We start from the raw sequence: 19004 nt of genomic DNA, 5'->3' as shown, positions 1-19004 counted from the left end.
CCACGGTGTTGTATCGCCGTGGAATAACAGCGACAGAGGTGAACGAAACATGAGTTACCCTGACTTTCCATATCGCATAGATACACAAGGGCGAACCGCGACCACGTTGCATCCGGATTTGATCCGCGATCGCATCGAGCAAGTGCTGTTCACGCAACCCGGCGAACGGGTGATGATGCCAACCTTTGGCTGCGGATTAGACCGACTGCTGTTTGCGCCCGCGGGCGATGTCGTGGCGGAAGAAACCCGCACATTGGTTGCCACCGCATTACAAACATGGATGCCAGATGACATTGAACTGACGGAAGTGACGGTGAATTTCATCGGATCAGCCTTGCAGATTGATGTGGGCTACAACCTGCTTCCTTCGGGCGATCCGCAATCTGCCAGTTTCACTCGGGAGGCCGCAGGATGATTTATTTCTGTTGCGACCAACGTCGCCGTGAAGCGGTTCGGGGCACTCTCCTCAATGGCATCGACTTTGTGGAAGTGTTGGATCGTGCCGCCGCTGTTCCGCAAGACCGACAACGTTTTCTGCACCTTCACCTTGTCAATGCACCTAACGGTCTCGTGCTCGATGCTGACAACATCCGCCTTGAAGGTGGGGCTGCCGTCGACGTGATTGGCGTTACCATGGGGCTGGATGGGCAAACCAATGTTGTCGTTATCGAACTCGCGCAGCCGGGGGATTTTTCGCCGTATACGCTGAACATCGTGACCAGCACGCTAAACCCTACACCGCCGCCAAGCCTTGATCCTGTGCTGTCTTCCATTACCTTTTCGTTCAAAGTGGAATGTCCTACACCGTTTGATTGTTTGTCTGATTGCGATTGCCCTGATGATCCAACGCCTGAGACTGGCATTGACTACACCGCGCGGGATTTCCACTCTTTCCGCCGAATGATGCTCGATCGCATGGCCATCGCATCGCCTTCCTTTGCCACGGGTCACCCTGCGGATTTGTCCAGCGCGCTGGTGGATATTTTGGCGTATACCGCCGACCAAATTGCTTACCAGCAGGACGCCGCGCAAACCGAAGCCTATCTGCATCATGCGCGTTCTCGCATCTCCCTCAGTCGCCTGACACGCATTGTCGATTACGCGGTGGATGAAGGTTGCAATGCCCGTTGTTTTTGCCATTTATCGGTTTCCAGCGATGTGTTGCCGATGGCACCAAGCACCGTGGTTGTGCCTCAAGGCAGTGCGGTGTGTACGCGATTGAACGAACAACCTGTGACCTTCGCACGGGACGATGCATTGTTGATGAAAAGCCGTGCAGTGTATGAAACGTGCCATGATGTCGCGGGCCTATTTGCCGCGCACAATGAGATGCTGTTTTACACCTGGAGCAATGCGCGTTGCCATTTACCTCGAGGGGCTACACAAGCCACTTTAGCAGGGCATTTGCCTGCTCTTGATGCGGGCATGTATCTCGCCATTGAAGAAATCACAGGTGCGAACACAGGCAACCATGCCGATGCGGTTCTCGATCATCGCCACGTCGTGCTGCTGACGGAGACCCAAGCCTTTGATGAAGGCGGCGATCCGCTGACTGACCCAGTCACAGGGGATGAAATCACCCTGATCCATTGGCATGCCAGAGATGCACTTCGCGCGCCAGTGTGCATTTCATCTGAAACCTCTATCGAAGAAGGTCGCCGTTATATTGAGCCTGTCAGCGTGGCGCGCGGCAACATGGTGTTGGTCGATCATGGACAGACCTTGAGCAACGAAGCCTTGCCTTCGGTACCTGAACCTTATCTAGCGTGGGCGCCCGGAAAAGGGCGCGAGGCCAAACAGCGAAAATCGGGCAACTGCGCCGAAACGGGGTGTGAACCTCGCCAAGCCGAATTGCTGCCGCCGCGTTATCAACCGCATTTGGCCTATGCCCCTTTGACTTTCAGCCCCGATTATTTCGCGCAATCGGAAACCGTCGCTGCGTCAGATGTGTTGCGCACGCCCATTCCTGCCGATACCTATCCCAACATCGCTTTACAAAGTGATGACGGGATGGAAACCCTGAGTTATGAGCCTGTGCGCGACATCCTTGCCAGCGACAGTGCGGCGCGGGTATTTAAACCCGAAGTGGAGCGCGACGGGGCGGTGAGTTTGCGTTTTGGCGACAATGTGTTTGGTCGCCGCCCGCTATCAGGCACTGCGTTTTCAGCGACCTACCGCGTGGGCATTGGCTCTGCAGGGCACATCGGAGCTGACAAACTTCATCACCTCGCGCTAGCACTGCCCGAAGTGACGGCGGTCAGAAACATCACGGCGGGCGCGGGCGGCCGAAACCCAGAAACCAACGCCAACATTCGAAAACGCGCGCCTTTCCTGTTCAAAACCCAAGAGCGCGCCGTGACCCGTGAAGATTACAAAACCCTCGGGCAACGCTTGGCGTGGATTCAAGATGTCAGCTGCGCCTATGTCCATACCGGCAGTTGGATAACCACCTTCGCGCTGCCCGATCCCAAAGATCGTGTCGGCATGCTGGATGAACAGCGCACCGAGCTGCGTCATCACTATGAGAAATATCGCCTTGCAGCACACGATGTTGAAGTGTCAACGCCCGTGTATGTGCCGCTCGAAATCACCTTGCACGTTTGCCTCGCCAAGAATGCCTCCAAATCGCATGTTCAGCAGGTGCTTCTTAAATTGTTCTCGGCAAAACGCCTTACGAATGGGCGTTTGGGTTTGCTTCATCCTGACCAGTTCCGCGCGGGGGAAACCTTGCATTTGTCGCCGTTGATCGCCGCCGCACAAAACGTGGAGGGCGTGATTGCCGCAAAGGCGACCCGTTTTCGTCGCTTCGGCGACCCGAGAACCAGCGGTTTGTCTGAGCGAAAACTGAAATTCTCTAGAACCGAAATTGCGCGGGTGGATAACGACATGAGCCATCCCGGCAACGGCGTGTTCTTGTTAGACATGGAAGGAGGGCGCTGACATGGCAAATTCTTACGCCGGACATTCATCCTGTGGCGCGTGTGAAGGTACGTCGGTATTGACGCCAGAAGCACCGAATAACGCATCAGGTTTGTACCGTGTCGATTTTCGCGCAGGCGAGCACAACGCCTTTTATCAAAGTATGGTGGCGCGACTTTCCTCATCAAGATATGGCGAACTTGGCACATTAACGTCGCGCGATTCAGAAGACTTCACCCTTGCCTTGATTGATGCATGGGCGGCGAGCTGCGATGTGTTGACGTTTTACAGCGAACAATGGCTTAACGAAGCCTACCTTCGCACCGCACAGGAAAATACCTCGCTGCATGAAATGGCCGCCTTGATTGATTATGTGCCGCACCCGGGTGCGGCGGCGACGGCAGATTTAGCGTTTCACATTGCAGCGGGTGAGGGCATTCCAGAGCTGATTACCATTCCGGTGGGGACGAAAGTGCAAAGTACGCCGGGGCAAGATGAAACCCCCGTTATCTACGAAACCCTTGATGATCTGCCCGCCCGCGCGGCATGGAATGCGATTCGCCCTAAGCTCACCGCGCCGCATCCGTTAACCACCATCACAACACGGTTGCCGTTTGAAGGCACGAACACGCGCTTGAAAGCGGGCGACGCAGTGTTCTTTTACGCCGACGATGGCACGGCTGTCTTTGGCTTGGTCAACGCGGTAACGCCCGTGATTGCGGATATTGCGAACGACCCCGATGCGAAAGATCTTACATGGGTGACGGTCTCGCCATTGGCGTCTGAACCTGTTTCGTTGCCAGGCAGTGCCGCAGCGATTGCGGTACCGAAAGTGCTTGTGGGAGTCGCGGGTGAACACACAGACAAAGCCATGGACGCTGCCGAATTGGTGGAAGTACTGGAGAAAGAAAAGGTCGAAGAAAAAGCCTTTTTTGCCCCCCTGATTGAAATGAGCGGTGCAGACAAGCAGGTGCTGGTATTTCGTGCATCGGCGGCCATTTTTGGCAATGCCGCACCGCCCTTATCCAGCTTGCATCATTCACTGACGGGTTCCGTGCCTGTGTACAGCGAAAACAGTTCAGGCGTGGTTGTTGAAGGCATTGAACCCGGGCCTTATGCCGATAAAACCGAAAACACATGGGCAGATGGTGGCTCGCTGCAATTGATGGACGAAGGTGACAACGACATTTTCCTCGATCGCCCTGTGGCAGAGATTGCCGTGGGTAGCGACATTGTGCTGCGCAATGGCGATCAGTGGGCACGTTATCGTGTGGAGGATGCCGCCGATCTTTCCGTGTCTTTCTTTGCCGTCACGGGAAAAAGTACCCGATTGAGGTTAGATCGTTCACAGCACTTCAACCGTTTTGCGATTCGAAAAACCACCGCGTTTGGTGCGAGCGAATGGCTGACCTTGGCAGAGCCGCCGATTGAAGCGCCCATGGATGAAAATACCAACACCGTGTTGTTAAACGGCTGGTATCCGGGGCTAGAAGCAGGGCGAACGGTCATGCTGCACGGGCTAGCGGAGGGGTTTGGCGATGCGCCTGAAATTGCGACCCGTACCGTTCAAACCGTGACCCACGATCTGACACTTGGTGCGGGAACCGAACTGATTTTCACTAAAGCGATTGGCGCGCCGTATTTACCGCAAAGTCTTCGCATTGCAGCCAACATTGCTTTTGCCTCGCAAGGTGAAACCGTCGCAGAAGTGCTGGGCGATGGGGCGGCTGTACCGCACATGCACTTTATCACCAAGCAAGCACCGCAAACCTTTGTGCCTGCTGAAACGGCGACGGGCGTAAAACCGACGCTGGAAGTGCGGGTGAACAACATCCTTTGGCATCCTGTTCCGCATTTCCTCCATGCGTTGCCATCAGACCGTGTGTATACCTCTCGAATTGACGAAGAAGGCTATAGCCATATTGCCTTTGGGGATGGCGTACTCGGTGCCATGCCGGGGAATGGTCATCAAAACATTCGCGCTCGCTATCGGAAAACCCACGGCCTAATGGGGCGGGTGAAAGCAGGGCAACTTAATCTATTGATGAGCCAACCCCTTGGTGTGGAATCGGTGAAAAACCTGCTTCATGCCGATGGCGGTGCAGACCCAGAAGGCAAGGAGGCCATTCGCCTCAGCGCGCCTTTGTCCTGCCGTACTCTAGGGCGCGTGGTGTCGCTCACCAACTATGCGGATTTTGCGCAAGGCTTTGGTGGCATCGCAAAAGCCAGCTCTCAATGGCTGCATTTGCCAACCGGCCCGCAGGTGATTGTCAGTGTGGCGGCGGAAGAAGGTGCAACCGTACCAGAAGGCAGCGACTTGCACACCACGCTCACCGATGCACTCACCGCCGCGGGCGATCCCTTTGCGCGTTTCTTACTGCGCAGTTATCGCCAAACCTTTTTCAAATTGGGCGTGCGTCTTCAAGTCCATTCCGATTATTTGCCAGATGAGGTTGCTACGGCGGCCGAAAGCGCACTGCGGCTGGCGTTGTCGTTTGATGCACGCCAATTCGGTCAGCCTGTGTTTGCCAGCGAGATCATCGCGATCCTTCACGAGATAGACGGCATTGATGCGGTGGTGATCGACCGTTTATACAGCGGCGCAACGCCAGAACGACGAGATGGTTTGGCCGCGCCGATGGCGGAATGGCTCGGTGATGACGTTGTTGGTGCATCCATCCTGAGTTTGCACCCTGCGCCCCTGGATTATCTGGAGACCAGCCTATGAGCAGCATGATGTCTTCAAGCGCCTTATCGCCAGATGCCCTTTATGCGCGATTGCCCGACATCTATCGCAAGCGCGATGAAGAGCAGGGCTTTCCGCTAAAAGCGTTAATGGAAATTCTGGCGGAACAAGCGGCAATTGTGCGCGATGAAGCCGACAGACTTTACGACAATCAGTTTATTGAAACCTGCGACGAATGGGCCGCGCCTTACATTGGTGAGCTGGTGGGTTATCGCTATGGCCCAGAAATTCCTGGTGTCAGCCAGCGTGCTGCTGCGGCAAATCAGATTCGCCTTGCGCGTCGTCTTGGCGTCGCGCTAACGCTAGAGCAATTAGCGACAGACACCACGCGTTGGCCGTCTCGTGTGGTCGAGTTTTTCCGGTTGCTCGCACGACCTGAGCACCTTGCGGCCCCGCGACCCCACGAACATTACACCTTAGACATTCGAAACAGCCGACAATGCGATGCGCTAGGCACCGCCTTTGATACGGCCAGCTACACCATGGACACAGGGCGCATCAGCCAAGGGGAAGGGCGGCACCATTTTCGACATGTTGGGCTGTTTTTGTGGCGACTTCGCCCGTATCGGCAACCACTCGCACCCGCGTTCAGGGTGGCAGCACGGCGTTACTTGTTTAACCCCATGGGCATCAACACCGCCATGTTCAACGTGCCCCTGACCGAGCCAGACATTAACCACATTGCAAACGAAGAAAACCTGCCCGTGCCGCTAGCGCGTCGTCGTATTTCTGGCGCGCACCTTTCCGCGTTTTACGGGCGTTCTTTCACCCTGTTTTTAGACGGGATTGAGCAAACCCATGACATGATCCAAATCTGTAACCTCAGTGATGACGGTGCAAATTGGGCACATTCACCTGTCGATCGCATTTCGGTTGACCCAGAGCTCGGGCGACTCTTTTTACCCGCCAGCATGGACGAGCCTGATGTGGTCGACATCTCCTATCACTACGGCATGTGTGCTGATGTGGGGGGCGGCGACTACTCGCGGGCTGAGGGCTTTATTCAAGGTTTGTCGCCGCTACTAACCATTGCCGCGGGGGAGGCGATTCAACCCGTGCTGGACACCATAGTATCGGGCGGTGTGGCGGAAATATCGGTATCGCACGTCTTCACCGAGCCATTGGCGATTGCCGTGGATGTCGATCAAACCTTGTCGCTCCGTTCAGCTGACGGTCATCGTGCATTTATCAACCTTGATGGCGATGACATGACCGTGATTGGTGGTGAAGAGGCAGAAGTGGTCATCGACGGTTTGACCCTTTATGGCGGGCGTTTGGTGCTTCCTGATACTGGCGACAATGCCCTTCGCCGTTTGGTGCTGCGCAATGTCACTTTGGTGCCGGGTATTCACCTGTCCATGGATGGCGAACCTCAACAACCAACGACGCCGTCATTGGTGATTGAAATCCCAAATGTCACCGTTGAAATTGAGCGTTCGATTCTTGGCGCGATTCATTGTGTAGAAGGTGCGTCCGTTACCATAAAAGACAGCATGATCGACGCAACATCGCGTACGAATGTGGCTTTTTCGGCGCTTGACGAGGTGACCCATGGTGGCGCACTCACACTGTGTGAAACCACGGTGATCGGCAAAGTGGCCGCCAAAAGTTTCCCGTTAATTTCCAATGCCCTGTTAGATGCCGCGCTTGACGAGGTAGATGATTGGGATGCCCCTGTGTGGGCGCAACAAAGACAAACGGGCTGTGCCCGGTATTCTTACATTCCTCCGCATTCACGCGTTCCTCGCCAACATCACTGTCAGCCCCAATTTGCGTCGGCGAAAGCCATTGAAGACGCAGAGCTGCACAACCCAACCCTCACCGATGCAGAACGTGACCATATCGTTCGCGGCGTGCGCGCCCGATTAGTGCCAGCATTCACCGCACTGCGTTATGGCAACGCAGCCTATGGGCAAGTGCTGTTGGCTGCTCCAGAAGAAATTCGACGTGGCGCTGACAGTGGCAGCGAAATGGGAATGTATCACCACCTTTACCAGCCTCAACGAGAAGATGCGCTGAAATTTCGCCTCGACGAATTTCTGCCGATTGGTCTCGATCTCGGCTTGATCTACGTGACCTAAAGGAGAGGAAAGATGGCTGTAGATATTTCAGGAAAGACTTTTGACCCTCGCCATAACTACTCCGAACTGGTGTCGATGCAAGGGCGGGTGGTGTCAGATGCACCACTCAATGAAGGCGCTGCGATGGTTGACCGCCGTTTCCGCGCAGAGACCATCGATCTTGCTGGATTTTGTGGATACCCCGCACACCTTCCCGACAGTTTCCGAATTTCTGTCATCGCAGGGCAACTCGCTATTCATCCCGGTCGATATTATGTTGATGGCTTGCTGGCAGAGAACTTTGGCAGCGGCGACCCGGATTTTTATCACCCCCTTGAAGAGTTGCACAGCACTGAGCCGTATCTGTTCCATGAACAACCTTATCGGCCTCTACTGGCTTTAAATGAACAGGCTTCTAATGCGTTGCTGGGGGATGAGCCTGAAGACGGTCGCTACGTGGTGTACCTCGAAGTGTGGAAGCGACCTATCACGTTTCTTGAAGCGCCTGATTTGGTCGATCCTGCTATTGGCGTGGATACCACCGCGCGTATGCAAACCGTGTGGCAAGTGCGACGTTTTGGCCCTGTCAGCGATGATGTGACGTGCGCAACCGATGATCAGGACATCCCCAAGTGGGATGACCTGACTGCGCCTTCTTCAGCGCGACTTTCTACCCGTGCAAACCCAGCCTCAGCGGTAGACGATCCATGTTTGTTGCCCCCTGAAGGAGGGTATCGCGGATTAGAAAACCGCACCTACATGGTGAGCGTGCACGATGTGTTGGCAGACGGCAGACCATTAATCAAATGGTCGCGTGTTCATGCTGCGTTTGCCGCGCGGATCTTGTCTCAGCCTGCGTCAAATACCCTGACCATGGATCAGGTCGCGAAGGACGATTATCTCAGGTTTAACGCCGGTGATTGGGTTGAAATTACGGATGATGTTCGGGTGTTGGAAGGCATTCCTGGAGCCATCGTGCGTGTGTTGTCGGTCAATGACGCGACGAACACCTTGGTGTTGGAGAACCCGTTAGCTGCGGGTGATTTGCTATTGGTGCCTGCATCGACGGTCGCCAATCAGTCGATTCATCCGATAGTGCGTCGTTGGGACCAATCGGGTGTGGTGTTGGACACTGATGGCAACCAAATTGTGAATCTAGACTCACCAACCAGTGATGGCCTGATCCCCATCAGCGCTGAAGGCACCTTTATTGCCCTTGAGGACGGCGTGGAAGTGGCGTTGAGTCGCCATGGTGGCGCGGGCAGTTATCATCCCGGCGATCACTGGACCTTTGTCACGCGCTATGCCGACAGCTCAGTTGAAACCCTGACCGACGCGCCGCCTCATGGCACGCATCATCATTTCTGTCGCTTAGCGGTGGTGGATGCGCTCAATGGCGAGTTTGTCGATCCTGTGTTTCAAGATTGCCGCGATCCCATTGGCATGACAGGGTGCTGCACCGTCGTAGTTAGACCCGGTGAAGACATTCAAGCCGCCATTGATAGCTTATCCATTGAGTTTGGTGGTTGCGTCTGTTTGAAAACTGGCGTGCATGACATCTTCCGCGCCATTCACATTCGACATAGCAATGTCACGCTTCACGGGGAATGTCACGGGGCGCAAATCCGTCACCTTGGTGGCGAGTCTGCCATTGTGGTTCAGTCAGACAACAATGACACCATTTCGGGGATTCATCTCACCACCATAGACATCCGCGTTGCTGCACCCAGTGAGAAGCCGCAGGGCATCGTATCGATGCTGGGTGTTGAACATAGCCTGATCGAAGATTGCCACATCTCCTCACAGACAAGCCAAGAAAATCAAACCGATAACCCGGCCATTGGGCTTTTTAATTGCAGCCATGTTCGCGTACTCAACAACATCACAAATAACACCACCATTGGGGTATGGCTTGATGACGGCGGTGAAGATCTGCTGGTTGAGGGTAACGTGATGGATGCGTCTGGCGTGTCGGGCAATAACGCGAATGACGATGTCAGCGTATTGGGTGAGAGTGGGCTCATTGGTGTTGGTGTCGGCCGGATTTCTGGCGCTGCCATCGTGACAAAAAACACCATTCGGGGATACCGACGCGGGGTTGTCGTGAATAACTCGCCAATGGGGCGTCAGTACTCAACCGCCGCGAACAGCCAAGTTACTGACAATCGCATCACCATCGAGCATCACCTTGAAGACGATGAATCTATCGCGATTGAATTGGCTTGCGCGTTTGGTGTGGTGTCGCGCAATGAAATCAACATCGGGGCGGGAAATGGTGTCGGCATTTCAGTGACAGGGCTCGGTTGCTTGATAGAGCGCAACCGTCTTCAAGGCTTGTCTGGCCGTGCGTTGACCCATGCGGGTTCAACAGATGGCGCGGCATTGCTGGCGATCAAAGTCGGCGATGACGAAGAAACCTTTACGGGCGGTGTCACCATCACGCAAAACTGGATACAGGGATTCATTGGCGGTGTCACTGCCGACCAAGTCTCTGCCCTGCGCATTTTGAACAACATTTTTGCGGGGAAGGCGGGCGATGAAGTGGGCGTGACAGCCTCTGAATGTACGGGGGTAAACATCGAAGGTAACACCTTTACCCAATGCAGTATTTCGGTGTTTGGCAGCCAATGTGAAGACATTCAAGTGCAAACCAACCACATCACCGATGGGGGCGCGGCGATCATGTGCGAGCGCTGCGTCCGTTTGGATGTGCTCAATAACCAAATCAGCAATTGCAGCCACGGCGGCATCGTGGTGGTGCTCTGTGTGATGCGTGCCGCCATTATTGGTAACCGTTTGAATTATGTGGGGGTGAAGGGCGATGGCATGTTCGCATCGTCGATTGCGTGCGTGTTTCACCTTGGTGAAAGCCACATTGAATCCAATGAAGTATTGAACACGGGCGTGAACAAAGACGGCGACGTGAATACGGAACGCACAGTCGGTATTGGTGCTGTGTTTGTGTTGGAAGCCAGGGTCGATGGCAATCTGGTGTCTTATTCAGATTTGCTGACGCGAGAACGCATCGAAGATGATCGCGCTTTGTTGATGCAAGGGCTGGTGGAATGGGCGTTCTTCTTTGGTGACAGTGCGCTTCGCATCGGGTATTCGGCACAGATCAACAACAACAAATTCCTCGGCCGCGGCAGCGATACGGTCGTTGAGATCTTGTCTCGCGGCATTATCGACAACCTCAATATTCGCTTTGAACGGGTGTTCTTCAGCAACAACTATGTCGAGCACGTGGGTTTCGTGAAAGACGAAGTTGGGCAGCATGCCACAGTGGTGCTTTCTGGCTTCCGCGCCTCCGTCATGAGCAATCAAGTGAAGGCCCAAACTCGGTTCCTTCCGTCTTTTGACTTCAACAACATGCAAGGGCCTTTCATCGGCAATATTACGACAGGCCGTGTCGAAGGGCACAACGAATTCCCTGTGCCAGAAAACGCATTTAATCAGCAGGTTTGAGTAAGGAGTTTCCCATGGCAAAAGCACAAGATCTTTTAAAGAAGCACTTCTCTTTGGTGTCTGACCTGCAGAAAGTGAGTCGCCCGTTAGGGGAGAAAAACCCCATCGGGCGCACCAAGGCCAATGCTGAAATGCAACGAAGCCGCTTAGAGCGCCGAATCGCAGAGCTAGAAAAGCAGCGGGAGGTGTTCAACCGCAGTATTGATGAATCCATCAAGCGTGAGCAAGAACAGCTGGATGAGATTCGTAAGTTTGAAGACATGGTGTCTGAACCCCAGCAGAACAAAGAGCAAGACAAACCTAAGCCAGCACCGAAACCCGCGCCGAAACCAAGAGCGAAAGCATCAGTAAAAGCCGCGACCAAAAAAGTCACCCCCGCACGTAAAACAACCACGCGTGCAGCGGCGAAGAAGCGTACGCCACCCAAGGCTTAGGGGGCGTAATCCATCCCTCGGCATTGGCGATATCCGTGAAGATACATTTAGGAGGACGGGGCAATGTGGACACATGCTCCGCGTGATGCGGGAAAACAGGTTTCGTTAAGCGGCGATGAACATCAAACGCGCACGTTTGGTCAGCGAAGTCAGGTGTTATCTACACCGACGAGCATGTTTTCGTCGAGACAGACAAAGGATGTTGCGCCGAATGCGCTGCCATTTGTTCAAACAAAGTTGAGTTTGAGCGATCCGGGTGACAAGTATGAGCGAGAAGCTGATCGCGTCGCTGATGTGGTGATGGGAAACGCGCCGACTTCCTCTGAATCTGCGCCTATCACGGGCGGTCCAGAGGCGATTTCCCGTGTGCCTGAGTCAGAAATGGTGGCACAAAGGGCATGCAAAGCCTGCGAAGAAGAAGAGTTGATGCGAGATGCGTCTTCATCGTCACCGACGCAGCAAATTTCTGATAGCGCCGCAGCGCATATTCAGTCAGTTTCTGGCGGCGATCCGTTGCCCTCGACCGAGCGGCAATTCTTTGAATCTCGCTTTGGCGCGGATTTTAGCCAAGTGCGTATTCACACCGACAGTCGCGCAGATACCGCTGCGCGGTCGATTCAGGCTAAAGCCTATACCCGTGGCGCTGATATCGTATTCCGTAAAGGGGATTACGACCCACATTCATTTCAAGGCAAAAAGCTGCTTGCGCACGAATTGACGCACGTTATTCAACAAGGTGGTGCATCACAGCATGTGCATCGCAGCATGGTGCCTACTGTGAGCGAACACGTTCCGCCGACATTCCAGCGCAGTTTAATTGCACGCACTTGCACTGTCGGGCCGGGCCCGTTTCCGGGGACAGGACTGACACCACCTGGAGATTGCGGTTGGTCTGACTACATACCTTTGAGAGCATCGGTGCTTTCAGCGAAGACACTGACGAATCAGCTTGGGGGGTGTACCGTCACTGAAAGTTGTGTGTCTTTAGCATTAAAAATCGCTGCGATGTCAGCGGAAATCGCTGCTCGCTTAGCGCTAGATACGACGTGTTTTCGTGGCGGGGATCGCGGGCATCGCATTCAGGTGTGTGACAAAGTAAATGCCATGATGCGTTGTTTTCGTTTCTTCGGTAACTCAAATTGTTCCCCTGAGCTTGTGGGGGCAATGGCAACGGTGGTTGCTGCAGTCACGACGGCCATTGAGGCAACAGCGGCTGCACTTGCCGTCGCCGTCGTGATAGCACTTATTGTGGCCGTGATTGTTGCGATCATTGCGCTGATTAAAGTGATTGCCGCTGCGATCGCCGCGGCGGCGATAACCGCTGCGGAAGCTGCAACATTGACGGCGGCCGCTGCAGCCATCTTACTGATGTTAAATACATTGCAAGAAAGCTTAGGATCAGACGATGATGATGGTGCGTAATCTGCGAAAGGAGTATCACCACAGTGATTGAAACGGAGAGCAATTCTGAATGAAGCATGAACACATTGCGGAACAACTAAAGCACGCATTTCAGGCGCGCCCACGCCCTTCAAACACGGAAATGGTCGCGTCTGATGTCAGTGAGTATGAAGCCCAAGAATTTAGTGCTTTGCTGATTGAGCGTGAGCCTTGGTCATTAACACCGTTGGAAATTCGCGATGTGATTGGCACGAACCTATGGATGTTCTCGCCAAAAGCGTTTCACTATTACTTGCCGGCGCTTCTTTCCGCCACGCTGAACCACTTTGGTTCCTTGAGCATGTTTGCTAACGAGGTGGTTGATGCCTTGATTCGCCCTGAAGTGGGAGACGCAGACGCTGTCATTGCGCGCTTTGAAGGAAAAGATGAAGCGGCGTTTACCGTATCGCTGAAAACCTGTATCCACGAATGGTATGACTCGGGTTGGCCTGACACCTTGTTTTTGCACCGTTTTGGGACGTTAACGCAAGAGGAAGGCGAGGCGGTGCTCAAGTACATCGAGGCGTTTCGCGATGCGCATGGCGAAAATTTTCCCTTTGATGAGTTGAATGTCGCCATTGAACGTTATTGGCAAAGGTATGGATGAGCAAAGAAGCGGGATACCTAAGAAAGAAAAAGAGGGCGGGGTGCCCTCTGATTGCCGAAATAGAGTAAGGTTATGCAGCGTCACCTTATCGTTAGGCTAAGGGATAGTAAGTTCAACACCAGTCATGTTTAGGAGGAGCTAACAACCTAAACAGCGTTGACGATCACTGGGTGGAAGCAAGACCAGTTGCTTTCCCCTTAAACCTAGACACTTATTTGCCCTTCAACCAATGCCAAGTTTTTTGGTCATTATTCCGATTCGGCATAGCGTGCGGTTTTATTTGGATTTAGCGGGATCCTTGGGATTGAATGTTAAGATCGCTATCCACATCACCCATCAACTTCGAAATTCTCACAATAGATTTTGCCACTGCATTTTCCGGTTCGCGGTAATACAAGCGAATTTGAAACGGAATGTGCCAGCGCTGCTCTCCTGCTATTTGCAATTCATCTCGTTGAAGTTCATCTTTTACAAACGAGTAGGGAAGCCATGCGACGCCATATCCGCCAAGAACCATGGATTTTAGTGTGTGAGCAAACGGGTTTTCGTATCGACGATTGAGGTATCCCACTTCTTTAGCAAGGAGTTGATCGAGCGCTTTCCCAAACAAAGATTGGTGGGTGTAAGCCACAAGCGGAATGGGGTCGTTTTCACTGCCGGGTAAGGTATATTTCGGCGCGCCATTGATGGAGGCTGCGACGGGAACCAAGGTTTCCATACCAATGATGGTGCTGCTGAATTTGTCTGGATCGATAGACAATCCGAGTTGCTCGTGGGTATAGCAGAGTAGGTAGTCCACGCTGCCTTGCGCAAACAGATCAATGCAGTCTGCCAGTCGGTCGGACGACAGACGAACGTACACAGGCCCAACGGCTTTTTCGACGTTCTTCATCCATGTCATGAACAGGGTTTGTACGATGGAATTTTGCGCCGCAACGGAAATCTCATTGCTGGCTGTTTTCTTCAATGAGCGGGCAGACTCTCTCGCCATGTAAAGGCGATTCAATATTTCTTCTGCGTCAGTGACAAAGGCGCGGCCTTGTTCTGTGAGTTCAAGTTGTTGCGATTCTCTGTTTACCAAATCCGTGCCAACCCACTGTTCAAGCGCCCTGATACGCCGGCTAAACGCGGGTTGGGTAACAAATCGCTCTCGCGCAGCAGACGTGAAACTGCTGGATTGCGCAAGGCAAACGAAATCTTCTAAGAGCTTAAAATCCAAGCGTCTTCTCCAAATTGTATGCATCCAAATTGCCGAGTAGGGCACGCATTCAACCAATCCGTGTTGAAAGCGTTTTCATATCTCCCTCCTTTAAAACTATCAAAGTGAATAAAACGGCATGGGCTTATGAATAAGAAAAACGACAATCATTGAAATTTTCTGTTCTTTTTAAACGGAGATGTTTTTTAACCCATTCATATTGCGCGTTAAAAATGCAGAAATTAAAAAACGGAATGTCAGCCAATCGAATCGGCATGACGCACAAAGAGGGATCCTGACCATGCTTAATATGACGTTTTTGTTGATTGTGTTTTCCCCAAACACTCGCACATGAAGACGTTAAAACGCCTTGCTTCGTTGCTTCCCTAACCCTAAACAGCAACGTGGCAAAACAAGAAAGCGTGACAAGGAGCAGTTGTATGAAATCCCCTATCAAGACCAACGCATTAAAGCTTTCCGTAATGACTTTCGCACTCATGAGTGCCTTGCCGATGGCGGTCAGTGCCGCCGAAACCATTCGCCTTTCCACCTACGTGAACGAATCTGATATTCGCTATGAAGGCTTCAAGAAATTCGCCGAACTTGCTGCGGCAAAAAGTAACGGTGACTTGAAAGTGCAGATTTTCCCATCAGGTACTTTGCACGGATGGAGCGAAGGCGTGGATGCGGTGCAAGGTGGTGTCTCTGACATCAGCTGGATTCCCGCCGATAAACGCTTGCCATGTTACCGTGTCACGTCTTTGTACCCTGTTGCGATCGATTTGGAAAAACAGATTGAGCTGGACGATAACTATGCCTCGCTCATTGAAGCCGAAGCGGCTAAAGCCGATCTCATCCCTTTGATTAATTCTAACTACTCCTATGACCAAGAGTGGTGGTTTGAAGACGCAGTATCTGATATCGGAAAACTTGACGGAAAATTGGTGCGGTCGATAGGCCCTCTCGTCAGCATGATGATTGAAACATGGGGCGGTAAGCCTGTGTTTGTGGCACCTAAAGAGGTGTTCCAATCGGCGGAACGTGGTGTGGTTGACGGCATCAACATGGGCGTTGCGACCTACAGTTCGTGGAAACTTTGGTCGGTGATGCCTCACATGGTGAACGCCAATATGTTCTACGGCAACATCATCTACATGATGAACAAGGACAAGTTTGATGACTTGAGTCCTGCCAATCAAAAAGCGCTCAAAGAAGCCGCCACCGAAGCTGAAGCTTGGCTCAAGCCTCGCTATGAAGGCTGGGTGGATGAGCGTGTCGGTAACGCAGTGATGGCGAACGGCGGTTCCGCGGTATCGATGTCAGAAGATCGCACGGGCGAATTGCTCGAAGGCATCGTCGCGAAATGGACACCGGAAGTGAACAACGCATGTGGTGTTCCACTTGCCGACAACATTCGCAGCCTGTTTGCAAAACACTCTGAATAACAGCGTGAAGGATAAACAGGGAGCGTTTGTATGAACAAAAAACTGTTCGACACACTCCGCCACATGTCACTGGTGCTGCTCTATGCCGGAGCAGCCGTGATTTTGGTGCAGGCGGCTTGGATCAGTTACGGCGTTATCGTCCGGTACGTCTTCAATTCACCCGATGGCATGGTGACAGAAGCAACAGCGCTGCTTTTGGTGCCCGTTGCATTCATGGGTGTTTCTTTTGCCTTGCTGAATGATTCTTACCCCAAGGTCACCTTGGTACGCGACAAATTGCCTGTGAACATTCAGTTCTGGGTCGATAAGTTCAATATGTTGGTGATGCTGATCATTGGCCTGTTCTTCTTGGCGGCCTCTGGGAAAGCCATGTTCAAATCTTTCGATTCTGGCGCGGCCTCTGAAATTCTCCTCTGGCCTCGCTTCTACTTCTGGATCCCTGTGGTGATTGCGCTGCTGAGCTTTTCCATTACGGCATTTTGCCTTTTGGTGGCTGGCCGTTCTGATCCAGACACATCGCCTTCAAACGGCGGTGATACGAATTCGATAGAAGCTGTAGAGAAACACGAAAAGGACGCATGATGGAATGGTACGTCGTAGGGCTAGGAATGCTCGGATTGTTGATGGGTTTTATCCTGATAGGGTTGCCGATTCCCTTTGCATTGGCCGCCGCTTCAATCCCGTTTTTACTCGATATTTTAAGCTTCAAATCCACCTTGGTTACCGCAGAGCTCAAGCTGTGGGGGGTGTGGTTTGACTACATATTATTGGCGGTGCCGCTGTTTGTTTTCCTCGGTGAGCTGATAGGGCGATCCAGCATTGGCCCCAATCTTTACTGGTTCATGCACAGTAAATTGCCCATTCGTGGTGCAGCGGCTTACGGCAGTATCGGCGCGTGTGCTGGCTTTGGCGCAGTGTGTGGGTCAAGCATGGTGGGTGCGCTCACCATTGGCGGTGTTGCATTGCCTGAAATGCTGAAACTCGGATATGGAAAACGCTTATCGAGCGGTGTGTTGGCGGCGGGCGGTACATTAAGTGTGTTATTGCCACCCAGTTTGATTTTGCTGTTTTATGGCATTGTGACTGACCAATCCATCGGTGCCTTGTTCATTGCCGGTGTCTTGCCCGGACTGCTGCTGGTGAGCATGTTCTTTGTGATCATCCTGATTTGGGGGAAAGTGCGCCCCATCGATATTCCGGGCCAAGAAAACGTGACGCCAATTCCTTGGTTGTTGGCGCTGTCTGCCATCTTGCCTGTCATGGTGATTGGCTTAGTGATCACCGTTTCCATCTATGCGGGGATCGCAACACCGACGGAGGCGGCGGGCGTTTCAGCCATGTTCACCTTGGTGCTTGCCTATTTCTTTGGTGGATTGCGCCTACCCGGTTTACTCCATGCATTGCGCTCGACCATGCAAACCATGGGTTATCTGGGGTTACTGCTCTCGTCCGGTGTGCTGTTTGGCTTTGTGATGACGTATCACCAAATCCCTCAACAGTTCACTCAGCTTTTCGTTGAAATGAACCTTTCCCCGTATGCCGTGCTCGCGTTGATCGTGGTGTTCTACGTTATTCTCGGCATGTTTCTCGAGCCCGTTTCCATGACCTTCATTACCTTACCAACCTTATATCCGTTGGTGTCTGCCGCAGGGTTTGATCTGATTTGGTTTGGGGTGGTTTACACCATCACCATGGAAATTGCGGTGCTCACGCCCCCCGTGGGGTTAAACCTCTTTGTAATACAAAACCTCGCCCGTGACGAGGTGACCATTGGTGACGTCATTATTGGCTGCTTACCGTTTATTGCTGCGCTCCTTATCTTGTTAGCCGTGCTGGTAGGTTTACCTGATACCGCACTTTGGCTGCCTGAATTGATGGAATAAAAACTATGAATTGCTTACGAGTTGGCTCTGGCCCAACACTGGTGTTGGTCCATGGCTTTTTGAGTGGATTAGCGTATTGGGAAAAACAGATTGAGTTATTTTCATCGTCGTTTGACGTGGTGGCAATGGACTTACCTGGCTACAACGGAAAAGCCGACGAAGTTGGCTTAGACAGCGTCGAAGAGTTTGCGCGTTATGTGTTGAGCCGATTAGATGCGATGGGCATTGAGAAGTTTCACCTCATGGGGCATTCCATGGGCGGCATGATTGCGCAAGAAGTGGCGATCATGGCACCTGAGCGCGTTGTCGGCTTGGTGCTTTATGCTACAGGGCCTGTTGGCAGCTTGCCGGGGCGATTTGAATCTATCGAGCAAAGTATCGAACGCGCACAAACTGAAGGCACACAGCAAGTGGCGTATGACACAGTGAGAACGTGGTTCTCAGATGGCGAAGACGATCCTGAGTTTAAAGAAGGGATTGAGCTGGCGAGTATGGTGCAAACCCAGACCTATGTGAATGGCCTGTTAGCCATGGCAGGCTGGCGTGCCTTGGAAAGACTCGAGCAAATTGAAGCGAAAACCTTGGTACTTTGGCCTGACAGTGATCGGTCCTATTTATGGCCGCAACCTGAATCACTATGGCAAGGCATCGCAGACGCAAACTTGGCTGTTGTGCCTCAAGCCGCCCACAACACACACCTAGAGAAGACGCATATCTTTAATATGCTGGTGGTGGACTTTCTAAAGAGTGAAAAAGTGAAACTAAGGCAGAAGGCGTTGGTGAAGGCGTTTTAGAGGACTGAGATTT

General features: G+C 52.8%; 13 protein-coding genes. 12 read left to right on the top strand and 1 reads right to left on the bottom strand.

Translation table 11 applies throughout. The features are described from left to right. Nucleotides 1-49: 49 nt before the first annotated feature. The 8 genes from EQP46_RS01765 (at nt 50) to EQP46_RS01730 (ending at nt 13671) form a co-directional block, all read left to right on the top strand. Nucleotides 50-415, top strand: coding sequence for a GPW/gp25 family protein (locus EQP46_RS01765; protein WP_129492007.1), 366 nt, complete (start codon nt 50-52; stop codon nt 413-415). Then, nucleotides 412-2940 carry a baseplate J/gp47 family protein gene (locus EQP46_RS01760; RefSeq protein ID WP_129492006.1) on the top strand — a complete coding sequence of 843 codons (2529 nt, stop codon included), beginning with the start codon at nt 412-414 and terminating at the stop codon, nt 2938-2940. The genes EQP46_RS01765 and EQP46_RS01760 overlap by 4 nt, the downstream gene beginning before the upstream one ends. Before the next feature lies 1 nt (nt 2941). Further along, nucleotides 2942-5647: a baseplate J/gp47 family protein gene (locus EQP46_RS01755; protein WP_129492005.1), complete on the top strand. Its 2706-nt coding sequence runs from the start codon at nt 2942-2944 to the stop codon at nt 5645-5647. Beyond that, nucleotides 5644-7746: a hypothetical protein gene (locus tag EQP46_RS01750; protein WP_129492004.1), complete on the top strand. Its 2103-nt coding sequence runs from the start codon at nt 5644-5646 to the stop codon at nt 7744-7746. Before EQP46_RS01755 ends, EQP46_RS01750 begins: the two co-directional genes overlap by 4 nt. A gap of 12 nt (nt 7747-7758) precedes the next feature. Continuing rightward, nucleotides 7759-11190 (top strand): DUF6519 domain-containing protein, encoded by a 3432-nt coding sequence (locus tag EQP46_RS01745; protein ID WP_129492003.1) that lies wholly within the window; start codon nt 7759-7761, stop codon nt 11188-11190. A gap of 14 nt (nt 11191-11204) precedes the next feature. Then, the gene (locus EQP46_RS01740) at nt 11205-11624 is read left to right on the top strand and encodes a hypothetical protein (protein WP_129492002.1); all 420 of its coding nucleotides are present in this window, start codon (nt 11205-11207) and stop codon (nt 11622-11624) included. Between the two features lie 63 nt (nt 11625-11687). Next, nucleotides 11688-13046, top strand: coding sequence for an eCIS core domain-containing protein (locus tag EQP46_RS01735; RefSeq protein ID WP_129492001.1), 1359 nt, complete (start codon nt 11688-11690; stop codon nt 13044-13046). Between the two features lie 49 nt (nt 13047-13095). Further along, on the top strand, nt 13096-13671 hold the full coding sequence (locus tag EQP46_RS01730) for a DUF6714 family protein (RefSeq protein WP_129492000.1): 576 nt from the start codon (nt 13096-13098) through the stop codon (nt 13669-13671). Between the two features lie 286 nt (nt 13672-13957). Here the strand turns inward: EQP46_RS01730 and EQP46_RS01725 are convergent, their stop codons facing one another. Beyond that, entirely contained in the window at nt 13958-14890 is a 933-nt protein-coding gene (locus tag EQP46_RS01725; RefSeq protein WP_129491999.1) for a LysR family transcriptional regulator, read from the bottom strand. Nucleotides 14891-15309: 419 nt separating this feature from the next. Here EQP46_RS01725 and dctP point away from each other — a divergent pair, with 419 nt between their 5' ends. From dctP to EQP46_RS01705, 4 genes are read left to right on the top strand one after another with little or no spacing between them, the layout of a single operon-like run. Then, complete coding sequence (gene dctP, locus EQP46_RS01720; RefSeq protein WP_129491998.1) at nt 15310-16314, top strand: TRAP transporter substrate-binding protein DctP; 1005 nt, start codon at nt 15310-15312, stop codon at nt 16312-16314. A 30-nt stretch (nt 16315-16344) separates the two neighbouring features. Continuing rightward, nucleotides 16345-16896, top strand: coding sequence for a TRAP transporter small permease (locus tag EQP46_RS01715; protein ID WP_129491997.1), 552 nt, complete (start codon nt 16345-16347; stop codon nt 16894-16896). After that, a complete protein-coding gene (locus tag EQP46_RS01710) occupies nt 16896-18197 on the top strand; it encodes a TRAP transporter large permease (RefSeq protein ID WP_129492174.1) in 1302 nt (433 codons plus the stop codon). The genes EQP46_RS01715 and EQP46_RS01710 overlap by 1 nt, the downstream gene beginning before the upstream one ends. 5 nt (nt 18198-18202) lie before the next feature. Further along, a complete protein-coding gene (locus tag EQP46_RS01705; protein WP_129491996.1) occupies nt 18203-18991 on the top strand; it encodes an alpha/beta fold hydrolase in 789 nt (262 codons plus the stop codon). Nucleotides 18992-19004: the final 13 nt, after the last annotated feature.

The sequence above is a fragment of the Enterovibrio baiacu genome (genome assembly GCF_004120195.1).
In the GTDB taxonomy this organism is placed as follows: domain Bacteria; phylum Pseudomonadota; class Gammaproteobacteria; order Enterobacterales; family Vibrionaceae; genus Enterovibrio; species Enterovibrio baiacui.
This window is presented reverse-complemented; position numbering and strand designations above follow the sequence as displayed.

Coding starts and splice junctions, on each gene's coding strand:
- EQP46_RS01765 (WP_129492007.1), top strand. CDS start 50: ATGAGTTACCCTGACTTTCCATATCGCATAGATACACAAGGGCGAACC.
- EQP46_RS01760 (WP_129492006.1), top strand. CDS start 412: ATGATTTATTTCTGTTGCGACCAACGTCGCCGTGAAGCGGTTCGGGGC.
- EQP46_RS01755 (WP_129492005.1), top strand. CDS start 2,942: ATGGCAAATTCTTACGCCGGACATTCATCCTGTGGCGCGTGTGAAGGT.
- EQP46_RS01750 (WP_129492004.1), top strand. CDS start 5,644: ATGAGCAGCATGATGTCTTCAAGCGCCTTATCGCCAGATGCCCTTTAT.
- EQP46_RS01745 (WP_129492003.1), top strand. CDS start 7,759: ATGGCTGTAGATATTTCAGGAAAGACTTTTGACCCTCGCCATAACTAC.
- EQP46_RS01740 (WP_129492002.1), top strand. CDS start 11,205: ATGGCAAAAGCACAAGATCTTTTAAAGAAGCACTTCTCTTTGGTGTCT.
- EQP46_RS01735 (WP_129492001.1), top strand. CDS start 11,688: ATGTGGACACATGCTCCGCGTGATGCGGGAAAACAGGTTTCGTTAAGC.
- EQP46_RS01730 (WP_129492000.1), top strand. CDS start 13,096: ATGAAGCATGAACACATTGCGGAACAACTAAAGCACGCATTTCAGGCG.
- dctP (WP_129491998.1), top strand. CDS start 15,310: ATGAAATCCCCTATCAAGACCAACGCATTAAAGCTTTCCGTAATGACT.
- EQP46_RS01715 (WP_129491997.1), top strand. CDS start 16,345: ATGAACAAAAAACTGTTCGACACACTCCGCCACATGTCACTGGTGCTG.
- EQP46_RS01710 (WP_129492174.1), top strand. CDS start 16,896: ATGGAATGGTACGTCGTAGGGCTAGGAATGCTCGGATTGTTGATGGGT.
- EQP46_RS01705 (WP_129491996.1), top strand. CDS start 18,203: ATGAATTGCTTACGAGTTGGCTCTGGCCCAACACTGGTGTTGGTCCAT.